Raw genomic sequence first — 15,182 nt, 5'->3', positions numbered from 1 at the left:
GACCAATGGACATGACCGCTGAAACAATCCTTGCGAGCCTGACCCTTTCGACACCGGAGCTGATCCTTGCGGTCGGCGCACTGGTGCTTTTGATGGTCGGCGTGTTTTCCGGCGAGAAATCGACCGGCACGGTCACCGGTCTTGCCGTCGGCGTGCTGATCGTGGCGGGTGCATGGCTGGTGCTGAAGACCGGTGATGGCCAGGCCTATAACGGCGCCTTCATCTCGGACCCGTTCGCGAAGTTCATGAAGGTGTTGGCGCTGATCGGTTCGGTGGTGGCGCTGATCATGTCGGCAGGGCAGGCGCGTTCGGCCGGTATCGACCGTTTCGAATACCCAGTGCTGATCGTGCTGTCGACGCTCGGCATGCTCTTGATGATCTCGGCAAACGACCTGATGTCGCTCTATATCTCGCTCGAACTGCAGTCCTTGGCGCTGTATGTCGTTGCCGCGATCAATCGCGACAACCTGCGTTCGACCGAAGCCGGTCTGAAATACTTCGTTCTCGGTGCGTTGTCGTCGGGCATGCTGCTTTACGGCATGTCGCTGGTCTACGGTTTTACCGGTCATACCGGATTCCAGGAAATTGCCACGGCGCTGACGGCTGAAGGTCGTTCGCTCGGGCTCGTTTTCGGCCTTGTCTTCGTGCTTGCCGGCATTGCCTTCAAGATTTCGGCCGTGCCGTTCCACATGTGGACGCCGGACGTCTACGAAGGCGCGCCGACGCCCGTCACCGCATTCTTCGCCGCAGCACCGAAGGTTGCTGCGATGGCCATGCTGGTGAGGATCGTCACGATCGCCTTCGAACCGATCGTTCATGACTGGCAGCAGATCATCGTGTTCATCTCGATCGCCTCGATGCTCCTTGGCTCGTTTGCCGCCATCGGACAAAACAACATCAAGCGACTGATGGCCTATTCCTCGATTGGTCACATGGGCTATGCGCTTGTCGGCCTTGCCGCAGGCTCGGTCGCCGGCGTCCAGGGCGTCGTTCTCTACATGCTCATCTACATGGTCATGACGCTCGGCACCTTTGCCTGCATCATGGCGATGCGCCGCAAGGAAGGCGCCCATGTCGAACAGGTCAACGATCTTGCCGGCCTGTCGCAGACCAATCCCTTCATGGCGACCGTGCTGACCATCCTGATGTTCTCGCTGGCAGGCATTCCGCCGCTCGCCGGCTTCTTCGCCAAGTATTTCGTCTTCGTCGCCGCCATCGAAGCGGATCTCTACGCGCTGTCGATCATCGGTGTGCTCGCTTCCGTGGTCGGTGCCTATTATTACCTGCGGGTCATCAAGCTGATGTGGTTCGATGAGCCCAAGGGCGAGTTTGCCCGTCCGGCGGGCGAGTTGCGGCTTGTCTACGGCCTCTCCGGTCTCTTCGTTCTCGGCTATGTGCTGATCGGCGGTCCGATCGGAACCGCTGCGGAAGTCGCCGCCCGGACGTTCTTTTGAGCGGCGACGCCCGCACCGGGCGTTTAACGCTGGAGGACTTTCGGCATACTGCGCTTAGCGAAGCCGGGTCCACGAACACCGAATGCCTGCTGCGCGCCCGTGCCGGCGATCCGGGATTGCACTGGGTAACGGCGCCGCGCCAGACGGAGGGACGTGGCCGACGCGGGCGGGCTTGGCTCTCCGAGCCGGGCAATCTCTATGCGTCCCTGCTGCTGATCGATCCGGCGCCTATGGAACGGCTGCATTCTCTGCCTTTGGCGGTTGCCGTGGCGGTGCAGCGCGCGATACAAGGTGTCATGCCGTTTGGCGCGAACCCGGTCACCGTCAAATGGCCGAACGATATTCTGATTGCGGGAAAGAAGACCTGCGGTATCCTGCTCGAAGGCGAGGGGCTGCCGGGCGGCCATCATGCGCTGGTAATCGGCTGCGGCATCAATGTTGCCATTGCGCCGGATCACGGGCTGTATCCGGTCACCAGCCTACAGGCCGAAGGGGCGAGTATTTCGCCGGACGAATTATTTGCCCACCTGTTCCGGACCATGGCGGAAGCGCTGGATCTTTGGGACAGGGGCAGGGGTATTAAGGCCATCATCGCCGAGTGGCGTGCGGTGGCGAGCGGAATTGGTGAAAAGATAACGGTCAATCTGCCGGATCGCTCCCTGTCGGGGCGTTTTGCCGGGATTGACGAGGATGGCCGGCTGATGCTCGACCTCGGGTCGGGCGCGATGCAGCATATCGCTGCCGGCGACGTATTTTTCGGATGAAACAAGGCATAACCCAAGAATGACCAAACCAGAAGAACTTGTCTTTCTCCCACTCGGCGGGGTTGGCGAAATCGGCATGAACCTTGGCCTTTATGGCTATGGTGCGCCGGGCCACCGACAGTGGATCATGGTCGATTGCGGCGTGACGTTCCCCGGCCCCGATCTTCCGGGTGTCGATCTGGTGCTGCCCGATATCCGGTTCCTCGCGCAGGAGCGCAAGAACCTCAAGGGCATCATCATCACGCATGCTCATGAAGATCACTATGGCGCACTGGCCGATCTCTGGCCCGGCCTCAACGTTCCAGTCTACGCCTCGCCGTTCACGGCCGGCATGCTGGAAGCCAAGCGTTCCTACGAGCGTAGCCGGGCCGAGGTGCCGATCACGATCTTCAAGGAAGGCGACCGCATCAATATCGGTCCCTTTGAGATCGAGGCCATCGGGGTCAACCATTCGATCCCCGAGCCGATGTCTCTGGTGATCCGCACGCCGCTGGGTAACCTGATCCATACGGGCGACTGGAAGATCGACCATGCGCCATCTCTTGGTCCATTCACCGACGAGGCGCGCTTCCGTGCTGTCGGCGACGAGGGCGTTCTGGCGCTGATGTGCGACAGCACCAATGCGATGCGTGACGGCGTGTCGCCCTCTGAGGATGAGGTTTCGTCCAGCTTGACGAAGATTATCCAGAACGCCGAAGGCCGCGTGGCCATCACCACCTTCTCGTCGAATGTCGGCCGTATCCGCTCCATCGCCAAGGCCGCCTCGGCCGCTGGCCGCGAAGTCCTGCTGCTGGGCAGCTCGATGAAGCGTGTCTGCAACGTGGCCCGTGATGTCGGCCTCATGGAAGGTCTCGACCCCTTCATCGCCGAGGACGAGTTCGGCTACATCCCACGCGACAAGGTGGTCGTCATTCTCACGGGAAGCCAGGGCGAATCGCGCGCGGCGCTCGCCAAGATCGCGCGTGACGAGATGCGCAATGTCGCGTTTTCGGCCGGCGACACGGTGGTGTTTTCGTCCCGCGCCATTCCCGGCAACGAGAAGGCGATCAACGACATCAAGAACGGCCTCGTCGAGCAGGGCATCCACATCATCACCGACAACGAAGCGCTGGTGCATGTGTCGGGTCATCCACGCCGCAACGAGTTGCAGCAGATGTATGAATGGACGCGCCCGCAGATTCTCGTACCTGTTCATGGCGAGGCAGCGCATCTGGTCGCCCAGGGCGAACTCGGCCTGCAGTCCGGCATCAAGACCGTGCCGCGGGTTCGCAATGGCGACATCCTGCGGCTTGCTCCAGGTCCTGCAACCGTGATCGGCACTGCCGAACATGGCCGCATCTTCAAGGACGGCAGCCTGATCGGTGACTTCGAGGAAATGGGCATCGGCGACCGCCGCAAACTCTCCTTTGCCGGCCATGTCTCGGTCAATGTCGTGCTCGACAGCCGTCTCGATTTCCTCGAGGATCCGATCGTCGTGCCGATCGGCCTGCCGGAGTTCGACGACGAAGGCGAGGATATGAACGACACGCTCTACGACGCCGTTCTGGGCGCCGTCGAAAGCATTCCGCGGGCCAAGCGCAAGGATTTGGCCCTGGTACAGGAAGCCGTGCGTCGTGCTGTGCGCGGAACGGCCAACGAGGTCTGGGGCAAGAAGCCTGTGGTTACGGTTTTCGTGACCAAAGTCTGATGGACGCCTAGCCGCCGCTTTTCTATGAAGGCGGCGGTTGGATGTTCTAGAGGAGAAGCCGATGCTCGGACGGGTCAATCACATAGCGCTGGCCGTTCCCGATCTGGCAGCGGCGGTTGAAAGCTACCGCGCCACACTTGGGGCAACCGTCACCGAGCCACAGGCGCTGCCGGAACACGGTGTCACCGTCGTTTTCGTCCTGCTACCGAACACCAAGGTTGAACTGCTGGAACCGCTCGGTCAGCAATCGCCCATCGCCGCATTCTTGGCGAAAAATCCGGACGGCGGCATGCACCACATCTGCTACGAAGTCGACGACATCCTCGCTGCACGCGATAGCCTAGTCGCCTCTGGCGCCCGCATCCTCGGCGATGGACATCCGAAGATCGGTGCGCATGGCAAGCCCGTGCTCTTCCTGCATCCCAAAGGCTTTTTCGGCACGCTGATCGAACTGGAACAGGTGTGACAGAACGGCGCGAGCAATCGGTTTGTGCAGCCCTGATCATCGCTATATAAGGGGCGCCGAGCGCTGATTTTGACAGGGCCGACACGAGCGGGACCGCCAATGCCTATATTCTCGACTTTCGCGATCTATTTCATAATCTGGTGGCTGACGCTTTTTGCAGTTCTGCCGATCGGCATGCGGACCCAGGCTGAAGAAAAAGAGGTCGTCCCCGGCAGCGTCGAAAGCGCGCCGGCGCGGTTCAGGGCAGGGCGGATTTTCCTGCTGACCACCGTTCTTGCGGCGGTCATTCATCTTGCCTGGTATGTCGTCTCGGTGCGTCTCGGTTACGGCATCGATTCCATCCCGCAATTCGCGCCCAAGTTTTATTGATCGCAAGGAATCCTCGGTCGGATGTCGCCATTGATGTGACTTCGCTCGAGTCAGGAAGGCTGCTGTGCGGCGATCTGGTCGTGTCTGTGTCCGCCGGAGCAACAAAATAAAGACACAATAGGATATTCGTAGGGAAAGACAGATGGATAGGCCCAGCCAAAAAGCCAAAAAAACAAGGCTAAAAGCCTTGTTTATTTAAGTATCGCGTGACCCTTATCCGTTACCGGTGGCTGCGTATAACCGCGCCTAAGATCTTATCCTCCCAAGACTTGACCGCGAAATCGACAAGAATTTAATCTCCCTGCCTCTTTTCTGAGCCAAAACTAGCTCAAAGAATGGGCGCTGTCATCTGATTTTTTTGCATTTTTGTTACACTTGAAGTAAATTTTTCCGTTGACAAGCCTATCTATAATCCTGTTACTACCGTGCCTTTCCGGCACGGCGTTCAGGCCTGATTTATTCAGGGTTTGCAGGGCTTCTGCGTGTCTCCCGTCACCTCTTGATGACGGGTTTTCTTCCTGCTTCGAAGCGTTTATGAACGCACAGTGCCACACTGCTTTTCTTTGCGGAATCACCCTCCTGGAAACGATGTGCGCCCTGCGAGACGGAATGGCGTTCGGTCGCCGATCCCGTTTCGCGCAAGGCCGTTTCGCTCAACGTTATTTCGCCCGAATCCGAAGATAGGGCGAAGTTCATTCATTCTGGAACCCATCCATGCGCCTGTCCCGCTTTTTCATGCCCATTCTGAAGGAAAACCCAAAGGAAGCGGAGATCGTCTCTCACCGCCTCATGCTGCGTGCCGGCATGATCCGCCAGCAGTCGGCAGGCATCTATACCTGGCTGCCGCTCGGCAAGCGGGTTCTGGACAAGGTCAACGCTATTGTCCGCGAGGAGCAGAATCGCGCCGGAGCCATCGAGCTTCTGATGCCCACCCTGCAGTCGGCTGAGCTCTGGCAGGAAAGCGGTCGCTACGAGGCCTATGGCGATGAAATGCTGCGCATCAAGGATCGCAACAAGCGCGACATGCTGTACGGCCCGACGAACGAGGAAATGATCACCGATGTGTTCCGCTCCTACGTCAAGTCCTACAAGAACTTGCCGCTCAATCTCTATCATATCCAGCTCAAATTCCGTGACGAACGCCGTCCGCGTTTCGGCACGATGCGCTCGCGCGAATTCCTGATGAAGGATGCCTATTCCTTCGATCTGACGAAGGATGACGCGATCCATTCCTATAACAAGATGTTCGCGGCCTATCTGCGGACGTTCGATCGGCTCGGCCTTCGCGCGATCCCGATGCGCGCCGATACCGGCCCGATCGGCGGCAATCACAGCCATGAATTCATCATCCTGGCCGATACCGGAGAATCGGAAGTCTTCTGTCACAAGAGCTTCCTGGATCGCGACATTCCGGGCATCGATACCGATTTCGACGACAAGGCCGGCCTCCAGGCGATATTTGATGGCTGGACATCGGACTATGCCGCGACGTCGGAAATGCACGACGAAGCTGCGTTCAACGGTATTTCCGAGGATGCGCGTCTTTCGGCCCGCGGCATCGAGGTCGGCCATATCTTCTATTTTGGCACGAAATATTCCGAAACCATGGGTGCCAAGGTGCAAGGGCCCGACGGCAAGGAACACACCGTCCACATGGGATCCTACGGCATCGGGCCGACACGCCTCGTGCCGGCGATCATCGAGGCGTCGCATGACGAGAACGGCATCATCTGGCCGAAGTCCGTTGCACCGTTCGATGCTGTCGTGATCAACATGAAATCCGGTGATGCCGCCTGCGACACGGCCTGCGATACGATCTATGCCAGCCTTTCGAAGGCGGGTTTTGACATGCTTTACGACGACACCGACGATCGTGCCGGTACCAAGTTTGCAACGGCGGACCTGATCGGCGTGCCGGTGCAGATAGTCGCCGGCCCGCGCGCCGTCGCCAATGGCGAAGTCGAGATCAAGGATCGCCTGACCGGCGCGCGCGAGACGATGACCATCGATGCGGCTATCAACAAGCTGATTGCATCGAGATAAGGGAGAGACGATGAGTGCCGCGACCGTAGACCAGGCAGAATCGGCGGACGAGCGTTCGTCCGGAAGCCGTCCGTTCTCCGCATTCGAACGGATGGTGGCCTGGCGCTATCTGCGTTCGCGCCGCAAGGAAGCGTTCATCTCGGTGATCGCCGGCTTCTCCTTCATCGGCATCATGCTCGGCGTTGCGACGCTGATCATCGTCATGGCAGTGATGAACGGCTTTCGCACCGAGCTGATATCCCGCATCCTCGGCATCAACGGCCATATGATCGTCCAGCCGATCGATGGCCCGCTCGACAATTATGCGGATCTCGCCACGCGCTTTGCCGGCGTCAAGGGCGTCACCATGGCGATCCCGATGATCGAGGGCCAGACGCTGGCCTCCGGGCCTGGTGGCGCTGGAACCGGCGCGCTTGTGCGCGGCGTGCGCGCTGACGATTTCACTAAGATGAAGGCCGTCTCCGATCATATCCAGTCCGGCGATCTCGTAGGTTTCGCCGCCGGGACCGGCGTCGCAATCGGCTCGCGCATGGCGTCCCAGCTTGGCATCACGGCCGGCGGCACGATCACACTGGTCGCGCCCGAGGGCGACGTGACACCGCTGGGCGTCAACCCGCGGGTGAAGTCCTATACGGTTTCGGCGATCTTCGAGATCGGCATGTCGGAATATGATGCCACGATCATCTTCATGCCGCTCGAGGAAGCACAGCTCTATTTCAATGCCGAAGGCATAGCCCAGTCTGTCGAGCTTTTCGTGGAAAATCCTGACATGGTCGATGATCTGCGTCAGCCGATCGAGGATGCGGCCGGACGCCAGGTGCTGATCACCGATTGGCGTGACCGCAACAAGACCTTCTTCTCGGCGCTTCAGGTCGAGCGCAACGTCATGTTCATGATCCTGACGCTGATCGTGCTGGTTGCGGCGCTCAATATCGTGTCCGGGCTTATCATGCTGGTCAAGGACAAGGGAAGCGACATCGCCATCCTGCGCACCATGGGCGCGTCTGCCGGTTCAATCATGCGTATTTTCTTCATGACGGGTGCTGCCATCGGCATTGTCGGCACCTTTGCCGGCGTGGCGCTGGGTGTCATCGTCTGCCTGAATATCGAATCGATCCGCGGCTTCTTCTCGTGGATATCAGGTACGACGATCTTCAATCCGGAGCTTTATTTCCTCAGCCAGTTGCCGGCTGACATGAACCTCGGCGAAACGGTTTCTGTCGTCGCCATGGCGATCGGATTGTCGTTCCTCGCCACGATCTTCCCGGCTTGGCGCGCCTCGCGCCTCGATCCGGTCCAGGCCCTGCGGTACGAATAACAAGGATAACAAGAACAATGAACGCGCGCGTGGCATTGCAGCTCTCCGGCGTCGAACGCCACTACAGCCAGGGCGAGACCTCGCTGTCGATCCTCAAGGGCGCGGACTTTATCCTGCGCGCCGGCGAAACCGTGGCGCTGGTCGCTCCCTCGGGAACCGGCAAATCGACGCTTCTGCATCTTGCCGGGCTGCTGGAGCGTCCGGATGCGGGGAGGTGACGATCAACGGCCGCGCCTGTGGCGCGCTGAACGATGAGGGCCGCACCGCCGTGCGCCGCAGCGATATCGGCTTCGTCTACCAGTTCCACCATCTGCTGCCGGAATTCACCGCACTCGAAAACATCATGATGCCGCAGCTGATCGCCGGTCTTGGCAAGGCCGAGGCCAAGGAACGCGCGGCCGCCTTGCTCGACTATATGCGCATCGGCCATCGCGGCGATCACCGCCCGTCGGAGCTCTCGGGCGGCGAGCAGCAGCGCGTGGCGATTGCCCGTGCCGTCGCCAATGCGCCGCTGGTGCTTCTGGCCGACGAGCCGACCGGCAATCTCGATCCGGAAACCGCGGGCTATGTGTTCGAGGCGCTGAAGGCGCTGGTCCGCCAGTCGGGTCTCGCTGCGATGATCGCGACCCACAATCATCAGCTCGCCGGCCTGATGGACCGTCGCGTCACGATCGAAGACGGCAAGGTCGTCGAACTCGAATAGAGAGACCGCTCGCGGTCAAGAGTTGCAGGCGGCCGTGCCCATGTCGTCGTTCCAGTCCTCGATCGTCGTAAACTGCGGCACCACGGAAAAGGCGGCGCCGTCGCGTTCGCCCTTGCCGGTCAGCACGTTCAGATCGCAGGACATGAAAGTCTCCACGCCATTGTCGTCGCTGCGGGTGAAGGTGTAGCCGGCGACGACGAATTGGAAATTGCGGTAGGCAAGCGTGAGCTTCTGCTCGTAATGCCGCTGGCCCTCGGCGCCGTTTTTCGTACTCACCAGGATCGAACCGTTGGGTCGCGCCGAGATCGTTGCCTCATTGCCCACATAGATAAAGTCTCCCTCGACCTTGTCCTTGGCCAGCGTTTTCACCTCCATGCTTCCCGCCAGCGGATCGCCGAGCAGGATATAGATGGCGTTCTTGGCAGTGCCCTCTGCCTGGGTTGGACGGACCAGCATCGCCAGATCGACATCGCCGTCGCCGTCCCAATCCCCTGTTGTGACGGATGCGATCCGCTCCGGATCAATCATTTCGGCGGCGTTTGCCGCTGTCGATAGGAACCCGGCGATCAGAACGGCTGCGACCTGTCGTTTCATATGTGTCTTGCTCCCTGCAAATGCCTTCGCATGCCACGATAAACAGCCGTCGTCCTTGCGTCCAGCCGCGGATTTTCAGGATTAACCATGTGGCGACCGGGCATGCACATATTCGAATTTGTTTCTTGACGCGTGAACAAAAATAGAACAAAATAGAAACATAATAGAAAAGGGAGCCTTGCATGACCGACTTCATTCGCGACCTCGCCGCCCTTGCCTCAATCGGCATGTTTATCGCCAGCCTTTCGATCATCGTTCTCGGTATGTGAAATTGCCGATTTTTCTGCGAGGTTGAGGGCCGTGCCTATCGACACTGCGTGCGGCTGTGAATAACGGTCAGCCAGCGCGAAATAATCGAGTATGGGAGGCCTGAAACTGGACTCTGCCAGGCAGAAACAGTCTATCCTTGGTTCTTCACGGAATCGGGAAAGCGGGAATGGCGGATCACACGGACGGCAAGCAGACTGCATCGGTAAGTGGTGGCAGTACGACACCGCAATTCGTGCATCTGCGCGTGCATTCCGCCTTCTCGCTGCTGGAGGGTGCGCTTCCGATCAAGAAGATCATCGGCAAGGCCGTCTCGGACGAGCAGCCGGCGATTGGCATTGCCGATACCAACAATTTGTTTGCTGCGCTTGAGTTTTCGCTCAAGTGCATGGATGACGGCATCCAGCCCTTGATCGGCTGCCAGCTGTCGATCGACATGGAAGACGAGGGCGAGGGCGAGAAGCGCGGCCATGCCCAGCATCTGGCCAAATTGCCGGCGATCGTGCTGATTGCGGCCAGCGAAGAGGGATACACCCATCTCGTCAACCTCGTCAGCCGGGCCTATCTCGATGGTGAGGGCAACCAGTCGGTTCGCATATCGATGACCTGGCTGCGCGAGGTCGGAACCGCGGGTCTGATTGCGCTGACCGGCGCTTCGGGCGGTCCGATCGACATGGCGCTGAAATCTGGCCATATGGCGCTGGCGGAAACCCGGGCGAGGGCGCTGGCGGATCTGTTCGGCGATCGGCTCTATGTCGAGTTGCAACGCCATGGCAAATACGATCGTCGCCACGAAGGCCGCGTCATCGATCTTGCTTACAAGCTCGACCTGCCGCTGGTCGCGACCAACGAACCTTTCTTCCCGTCTCCGGCCGAGTTCGAGGCGCATGATGCACTGATGGCGGTGGCGCACAATGCGATGGTGTCGGATGACAGCCGTTTCCGCCTGACGCCTGACCATTACCTGAAGAGCCGCAAGGAGATGGCGGCGCTTTTTGCCGATCTGCCCGAAGCGCTCGACAACACGATCGAGGTCGCCCGCCGCTGCACCTTTGTCTTGAAGACGCGAGCGCCGATCCTGCCGCGCTTCACTGGCGCATCCGACGACCCCGCCGAGGCCGAGCGCGCTGAGACGGCGGAACTGCGCCGTCAGGCCGTGGAAGGCCTGGACGAGCGCATTGCAAAGCTCGGCATGTCATCAGGCTATACCGAGACAGACTATCGCGAACGGCTGGATTTCGAGCTGAGCGTCATTGAGAAGATGAAGTTTCCCGGCTACTTCCTGATCGTTGCCGACTTCATCAAATGGGCGAAAAATCAGGATATTCCTGTTGGTCCGGGCCGCGGTTCCGGTGCGGGCTCGCTGGTCGCCTATGCGCTGACCATCACCGACGTCGATCCGTTGCGCTTCTCGCTTCTGTTCGAGCGCTTCCTCAATCCGGATCGCGTCTCGATGCCCGACTTCGACATCGATTTCTGCCAGGACCGGCGCGAAGAGGTCATCCGCTACGTGCAGCGCAAATACGGCCGCGAGCAGGTGGCGCAGATCATCACCTTCGGATCGCTGCAGGCACGCGCGGCACTTCGCGACGTCGGGCGCGTGCTTGAAATGCCCTATGGCCAGGTCGACAAGATCTGCAAGCTCGTCCCGAACAACCCGGCCAACCCGACGCCGCTGTCTAAGGCGATTGAGGAGGAACCGCGCTTCCAGGAGGAAGTCGACAAGGAACCGGTCATTGGCCGTCTTCTGGATATCGCCCAGAAGATCGAGGGTCTCTACCGCCACGCCTCGACCCATGCCGCCGGCATCGTCATTGGCGATCGGCCGCTGTCGCAACTGGTGCCGATGTACCGCGACCCGCGCTCCGATATGCCCGTTACCCAGTTCAACATGAAGTGGGTCGAGCAGGCCGGGCTCGTCAAGTTCGACTTCCTTGGCCTGAAGACGCTGACCGTATTGAAGGTCGCCGTCGACTTCCTGAAGAAGCGCAACATTGCCGTCGCGCTCGAAGCGCTGCCGCTGGATGATCAGAAGACTTACGAGATGCTGTCGAAGGGCGACACCGTCGGCGTGTTCCAGGTGGAAAGTGCCGGCATGCGCAAGGCGCTGATCGGCATGCGGCCCGACTGCATTGAGGACATCATCGCGCTGGTGGCGCTTTATCGCCCCGGACCGATGGAAAACATCCCGGTCTACAATGCCAGAAAGCACGGCGAGGAAGAGATCGAATCGATCCATCCGAAGATCGATTATCTCCTGAAGGAAACGCAGGGCGTTATCGTCTATCAGGAGCAGGTGATGCAGATCGCCCAGGTCCTGTCGGGCTATTCGCTCGGGGAAGCCGATCTTCTGCGCCGCGCCATGGGCAAGAAGATCAAGGCGGAAATGGACATGCAGCGTGCCCGTTTCGTCACCGGCTCGGTCGAAAACGGCGTCTCCAAGCCGCAATCCGACCTGATCTTCGATCTGTTGGCAAAGTTCGCAAATTACGGCTTCAACAAATCCCACGCAGCCGCCTATGCCATCGTCTCCTATCAGACCGCCTATCTGAAGGCGCATTATCCGGTCGAGTTCCTGGCAGCGTCGATGACGCTGGATATGTCGAATACCGACAAGATCAATGACTTCCGGCAGGACGCGATGCGGCTCGGGATTGAAGTGATCCCGCCGTCGGTGCAGACCTCGTTCCGCCAGTTCGAGACGGGCGACAACCGGATCTATTATTCGCTGTCCGCCATCAAGGGCGTCGGCGAGGCGGCGGTCGATCACATCGTTCAGGTGCGTGGTGATGAGCCCTTTGCAAGCCTTGAGGATTTCTGCCTGCGCATCGATCCGAAGCTTTTGAACCGGCGGGTCTTCGAAAGCCTGATCTGCGCCGGCGCCTTCGATTGCTTCGGTTATGACCGGGCGGAGCTTGTCGGCGGGCTGGATCGAATTCTCGGTTTCGCGCAGATCGCACAAGCCAACAAGGTGAGCGGCCAGAGCGACATGTTCGGGGCAGGGGCCGCTACCGGCCCTGAAAAGATCAGCCTGCCGGCCTATGCGCCCTGGCTTGCCTCGGAAAAGCTGCATCGCGAATTCCAGGTGCTGGGTTTCTATCTCTCGGCCCATCCGCTCGATACGTATAACGAACTGCTGGCCAAGATCCGGGTGCAAACCTTCGCCGATTTCTCGGCCTCTGTGAAAAAAGGCGCGACCGCCGGGCGGCTGGCCGGAACGGTGACGTCCAAACAGGAGCGCAAGACCCGCACCGGCAACAAGATGGGCATCGTCGCCTTTTCCGATTCGACCGGCCAGTTCGAAGCCGTGCTGTTTTCCGAAGCGCTCAACCAGTATCGGGACCTGCTGGAGGCTGGTAAATCGCTTGTTATCACGGTGCAGGCGGAAGAGCGGCCGGAAGGCATCGGCATGCGCATCCAGACGCTGCAGTCGCTCGAGGAGCGGTCGCTGCAGTTGCAGAAAGCGTTGCGCGTCTATGTCCGCGATTCCGGCCCGCTACGTTCGATTGCCGCCCATCTCAATACGCGTGGCGATGGCCTCGTTTCCTTTGTCGTCATCAAGGAAAACGGCCAGCGCGAAATCGAGGTCGAATTGAACGAGAAGTACCGGATCACCCAAGAGATCGCCGCTGCCCTTCGAACGGCACCGGGCGTGATCGACGTCGAGCTCGTTTAGAGCATCGTCAGGCTGGCCATGCACGCATGGCGCTGGCGGCCACGCGGGTGAGCTTTTCGCGGGTCGCACCGTCGCGGGCAAGCGTCGACAGTCCCTGGATCACAGCCATGATATGCCCGGCCAAAGCATCGGCGTCGGTATTGGCGGGCAGTTCGCCTGTTTCGATCGCGAAGAGGAACCTATTTTTCAGGCATGCTTCTATCCGTCCGCGCATGGCGGCCAACGCAGCCTTGACGTCGGCGGCATCGTCCGAGCAGCTGACGGCGGCGCTTGCGAGCAGGCAGCCGGGCGGCGTGTCTTCGCCGGTATCGCCCAGAACAGCCGATTCGAGCAGACGCTCCGCCGCCGCGCGGGCCGTAGGGGCGTCTTCAATGATCTGCTGAGGCGTGAGGGGGCCACCCTCGATATAAAGCGTGACCGCTTCCAGAAACAGCTGCTTCTTGTCGCCAAATGCGGTGTAGATGCTCGGCGGTGTTACGCCCATCGCCTTGGTCAGCGCGCTGAGCGAGGTCGCCTCATAGCCGTGTTTCCAGAACAACAGCATCGCGCGCCGAAGTGCTGCATCGCGATCGAAGGAGAGTGGGCGACCGATTTTTCGCGATTGCTGCGTTTCAGGCTGTTTCATAGTGACCAATATAAAATGATTGACCACCTCCCGCAAGTCGTCTAGCAGTTTCGTATCAATCACTAGGAAACGTACCATGGCTCTCACCGATTACCGCACGCTGGGTCGATCCGGCCTCGTCGTCAGCCCGCTTGCCTTGGGCACGATGACCTTCGGCATCGCCCGCTGGGGCTCGGGTGAAGAAGCGTCGCGCGCGATCTTCAATGCCTATGTCGAGGCAGGCGGCAATTTCGTCGATACCGCCGATGTTTATTCTAGCGGACGCAGCGAGGAGATGCTGGGTACGTTTATTGCCGAGCGGAGCCTGCGCGACCAGATCGTGCTGGCAACCAAGGCAGGCTTTTCCGCTGGCAACGGCCCGCATGCCGGGGGTAATGGCGCAAAGCATCTGAACGCTGCGATGGAAGGATCGCTTCGCCGCCTGAAGACGGATTACATCGACCTATTCTGGATCCATGTCTGGGATGGCGTAACGCCCGCCGAAGAACTTCTCGAAACGATGGCTACCTTCGTCCGGACGGGAAAGATTCGCTATTGGGGCATGTCCAATGCGCCCGCCTGGTATGTGGCCAAGCTGGCAACGCTTGCCTCGACCCGCGGTCTGCCAGGCCCGATCGCACTTCAATATTTCTATTCGCTGGTCAATCGCGACATCGAAGACGAGCATGTGCCGCTGGCCGCCGAATTTGGCATGGGCATCGTGCCATGGAGCCCGCTTGCCTATGGTCTTCTGACAGGCAAGTATGATCGCGCAACGATCGAGGCCGGTGCGCCGAGGGCAGGTGGCTTGCCGAGCGATGCAGCGGGGACACAAGAGGTCCGGCCGGAGGACGACAAACGTCTCGACGGCGCCAATCCGTTTGGCGACAGCCTTTTCACCGAGCGCAACTGGGCCATTGTTGATGAGGTGCGCCGGGTGTCAGCCGAAATGGATGAAACGCCGGCCCGGGTTGCTTTGTCATGGGTTACGGGCCGTCCCGGCGTCACCGCAACGCTGATGGGCGTCAGCCGGCCTGAGCAGGTCACCGACAATGCAGCGGCTCTCGGTGTCGTTTTATCCGGGGAGCACCGTGCGGCGCTCGATGCCGTCAGCGCTTTGGAGCTGCGGCTGATCTACAACCTTCTGACCCCGCCTATGCGCAAACACGTCGTCTTCGGCGGCAGTTCCGTCCGCGGGTCGTTTGAGCGCTAAAATTACCGAGGCACCGAGGTCCCG

The 15,182-nt window shown here is 60.1% G+C and carries 11 protein-coding genes and 1 pseudogene; 10 read left to right on the top strand and 2 right to left on the bottom strand.

Annotation, left to right across the window (positions count from 1 at the left end; translation table 11 throughout):
- The first annotated feature begins 11 nt into the window (after positions 1-11).
- The 8 genes and pseudogenes from nuoN to P6U16_RS03020 all read left to right on the top strand — a co-directional run bounded on the left by nuoN (position 12) and on the right by P6U16_RS03020 (position 8,804).
- Positions 12-1,454 carry an NADH-quinone oxidoreductase subunit NuoN gene (gene nuoN, locus P6U16_RS03055; protein ID WP_277702562.1) on the top strand — a complete coding sequence of 481 codons (1,443 nt, stop codon included), beginning with the start codon at positions 12-14 and terminating at the stop codon, positions 1,452-1,454.
- Positions 1,451-2,218 (top strand): biotin--[acetyl-CoA-carboxylase] ligase, encoded by a 768-nt coding sequence (locus P6U16_RS03050; protein ID WP_277702561.1) that lies wholly within the window; start codon positions 1,451-1,453, stop codon positions 2,216-2,218. The genes nuoN and P6U16_RS03050 overlap by 4 nt, the downstream gene beginning before the upstream one ends.
- A gap of 19 nt (positions 2,219-2,237) precedes the next feature.
- Entirely contained in the window at positions 2,238-3,905 is a 1,668-nt protein-coding gene (locus tag P6U16_RS03045) for a ribonuclease J (RefSeq protein ID WP_277702560.1), read from the top strand.
- Between the two features lie 61 nt (positions 3,906-3,966).
- Entirely contained in the window at positions 3,967-4,371 is a 405-nt protein-coding gene (mce, locus tag P6U16_RS03040) for a methylmalonyl-CoA epimerase (protein ID WP_277702559.1), read from the top strand.
- Positions 4,372-4,470: 99 nt separating this feature from the next.
- Entirely contained in the window at positions 4,471-4,740 is a 270-nt protein-coding gene (locus P6U16_RS03035) for a DUF1467 family protein (protein WP_277702558.1), read from the top strand.
- A gap of 714 nt (positions 4,741-5,454) precedes the next feature.
- Entirely contained in the window at positions 5,455-6,783 is a 1,329-nt protein-coding gene (proS, locus tag P6U16_RS03030) for a proline--tRNA ligase (protein ID WP_277702557.1), read from the top strand.
- Between the two features lie 10 nt (positions 6,784-6,793).
- Positions 6,794-8,101 (top strand): lipoprotein-releasing ABC transporter permease subunit, encoded by a 1,308-nt coding sequence (locus P6U16_RS03025; protein WP_277702556.1) that lies wholly within the window; start codon positions 6,794-6,796, stop codon positions 8,099-8,101.
- Positions 8,102-8,118: 17 nt separating this feature from the next.
- A pseudogene (locus P6U16_RS03020) lies at positions 8,119-8,804 on the top strand (ABC transporter ATP-binding protein).
- A gap of 15 nt (positions 8,805-8,819) precedes the next feature.
- Here the strand turns inward: P6U16_RS03020 and P6U16_RS03015 are convergent.
- Positions 8,820-9,398, bottom strand: coding sequence for a hypothetical protein (locus tag P6U16_RS03015; RefSeq protein WP_277702555.1), 579 nt, complete (start codon positions 9,396-9,398; stop codon positions 8,820-8,822).
- Positions 9,399-9,834: 436 nt separating this feature from the next.
- Between P6U16_RS03015 and dnaE the strand changes: the two genes are divergently transcribed.
- On the top strand, positions 9,835-13,341 hold the full coding sequence (gene dnaE, locus P6U16_RS03010; protein ID WP_277702554.1) for a DNA polymerase III subunit alpha: 3,507 nt from the start codon (positions 9,835-9,837) through the stop codon (positions 13,339-13,341).
- Between the two features lie 7 nt (positions 13,342-13,348).
- Here the strand turns inward: dnaE and P6U16_RS03005 are convergent, their stop codons facing one another.
- Positions 13,349-14,044 carry a TetR/AcrR family transcriptional regulator gene (locus P6U16_RS03005; protein WP_277702553.1) on the bottom strand — a complete coding sequence of 232 codons (696 nt, stop codon included), beginning with the start codon at positions 14,042-14,044 and terminating at the stop codon, positions 13,349-13,351.
- Between P6U16_RS03005 and P6U16_RS03000 the strand changes: the two genes are divergently transcribed.
- On the top strand, positions 14,043-15,158 hold the full coding sequence (locus tag P6U16_RS03000) for an aldo/keto reductase (protein WP_277702552.1): 1,116 nt from the start codon (positions 14,043-14,045) through the stop codon (positions 15,156-15,158). The genes P6U16_RS03005 and P6U16_RS03000 overlap by 2 nt on opposite strands.
- The last annotated feature ends 24 nt before the right edge of the window (positions 15,159-15,182 follow it).

Origin of the sequence: Rhizobium sp. 32-5/1, from assembly GCF_029537235.1 — a bacterium.
GTDB lineage: Bacteria > Pseudomonadota > Alphaproteobacteria > Rhizobiales > Rhizobiaceae > Pararhizobium.
Note: the sequence above shows the minus strand (reverse complement) of the source record. Positions and strands in the feature narration are given on the sequence as shown.

What these genes read in the sequence shown, in the direction of transcription:
- nuoN (WP_277702562.1), top strand. Translation starts at nt 12, where the DNA reads ATGACCGCTGAAACAATCCTTGCGAGCCTGACCCTTTCGACACCGGAG.
- P6U16_RS03045 (WP_277702560.1), top strand. Translation starts at nt 2,238, where the DNA reads ATGACCAAACCAGAAGAACTTGTCTTTCTCCCACTCGGCGGGGTTGGC.
- mce (WP_277702559.1), top strand. Translation starts at nt 3,967, where the DNA reads ATGCTCGGACGGGTCAATCACATAGCGCTGGCCGTTCCCGATCTGGCA.
- P6U16_RS03035 (WP_277702558.1), top strand. Translation starts at nt 4,471, where the DNA reads ATGCCTATATTCTCGACTTTCGCGATCTATTTCATAATCTGGTGGCTG.
- proS (WP_277702557.1), top strand. Translation starts at nt 5,455, where the DNA reads ATGCGCCTGTCCCGCTTTTTCATGCCCATTCTGAAGGAAAACCCAAAG.
- P6U16_RS03025 (WP_277702556.1), top strand. Translation starts at nt 6,794, where the DNA reads ATGAGTGCCGCGACCGTAGACCAGGCAGAATCGGCGGACGAGCGTTCG.
- P6U16_RS03015 (WP_277702555.1), bottom strand. Translation starts at nt 9,398, where the DNA reads ATGAAACGACAGGTCGCAGCCGTTCTGATCGCCGGGTTCCTATCGACA.
- dnaE (WP_277702554.1), top strand. Translation starts at nt 9,835, where the DNA reads ATGGCGGATCACACGGACGGCAAGCAGACTGCATCGGTAAGTGGTGGC.
- P6U16_RS03000 (WP_277702552.1), top strand. Translation starts at nt 14,043, where the DNA reads ATGGCTCTCACCGATTACCGCACGCTGGGTCGATCCGGCCTCGTCGTC.
- P6U16_RS03005 (WP_277702553.1), bottom strand. Translation starts at nt 14,044, where the DNA reads ATGGTACGTTTCCTAGTGATTGATACGAAACTGCTAGACGACTTGCGG.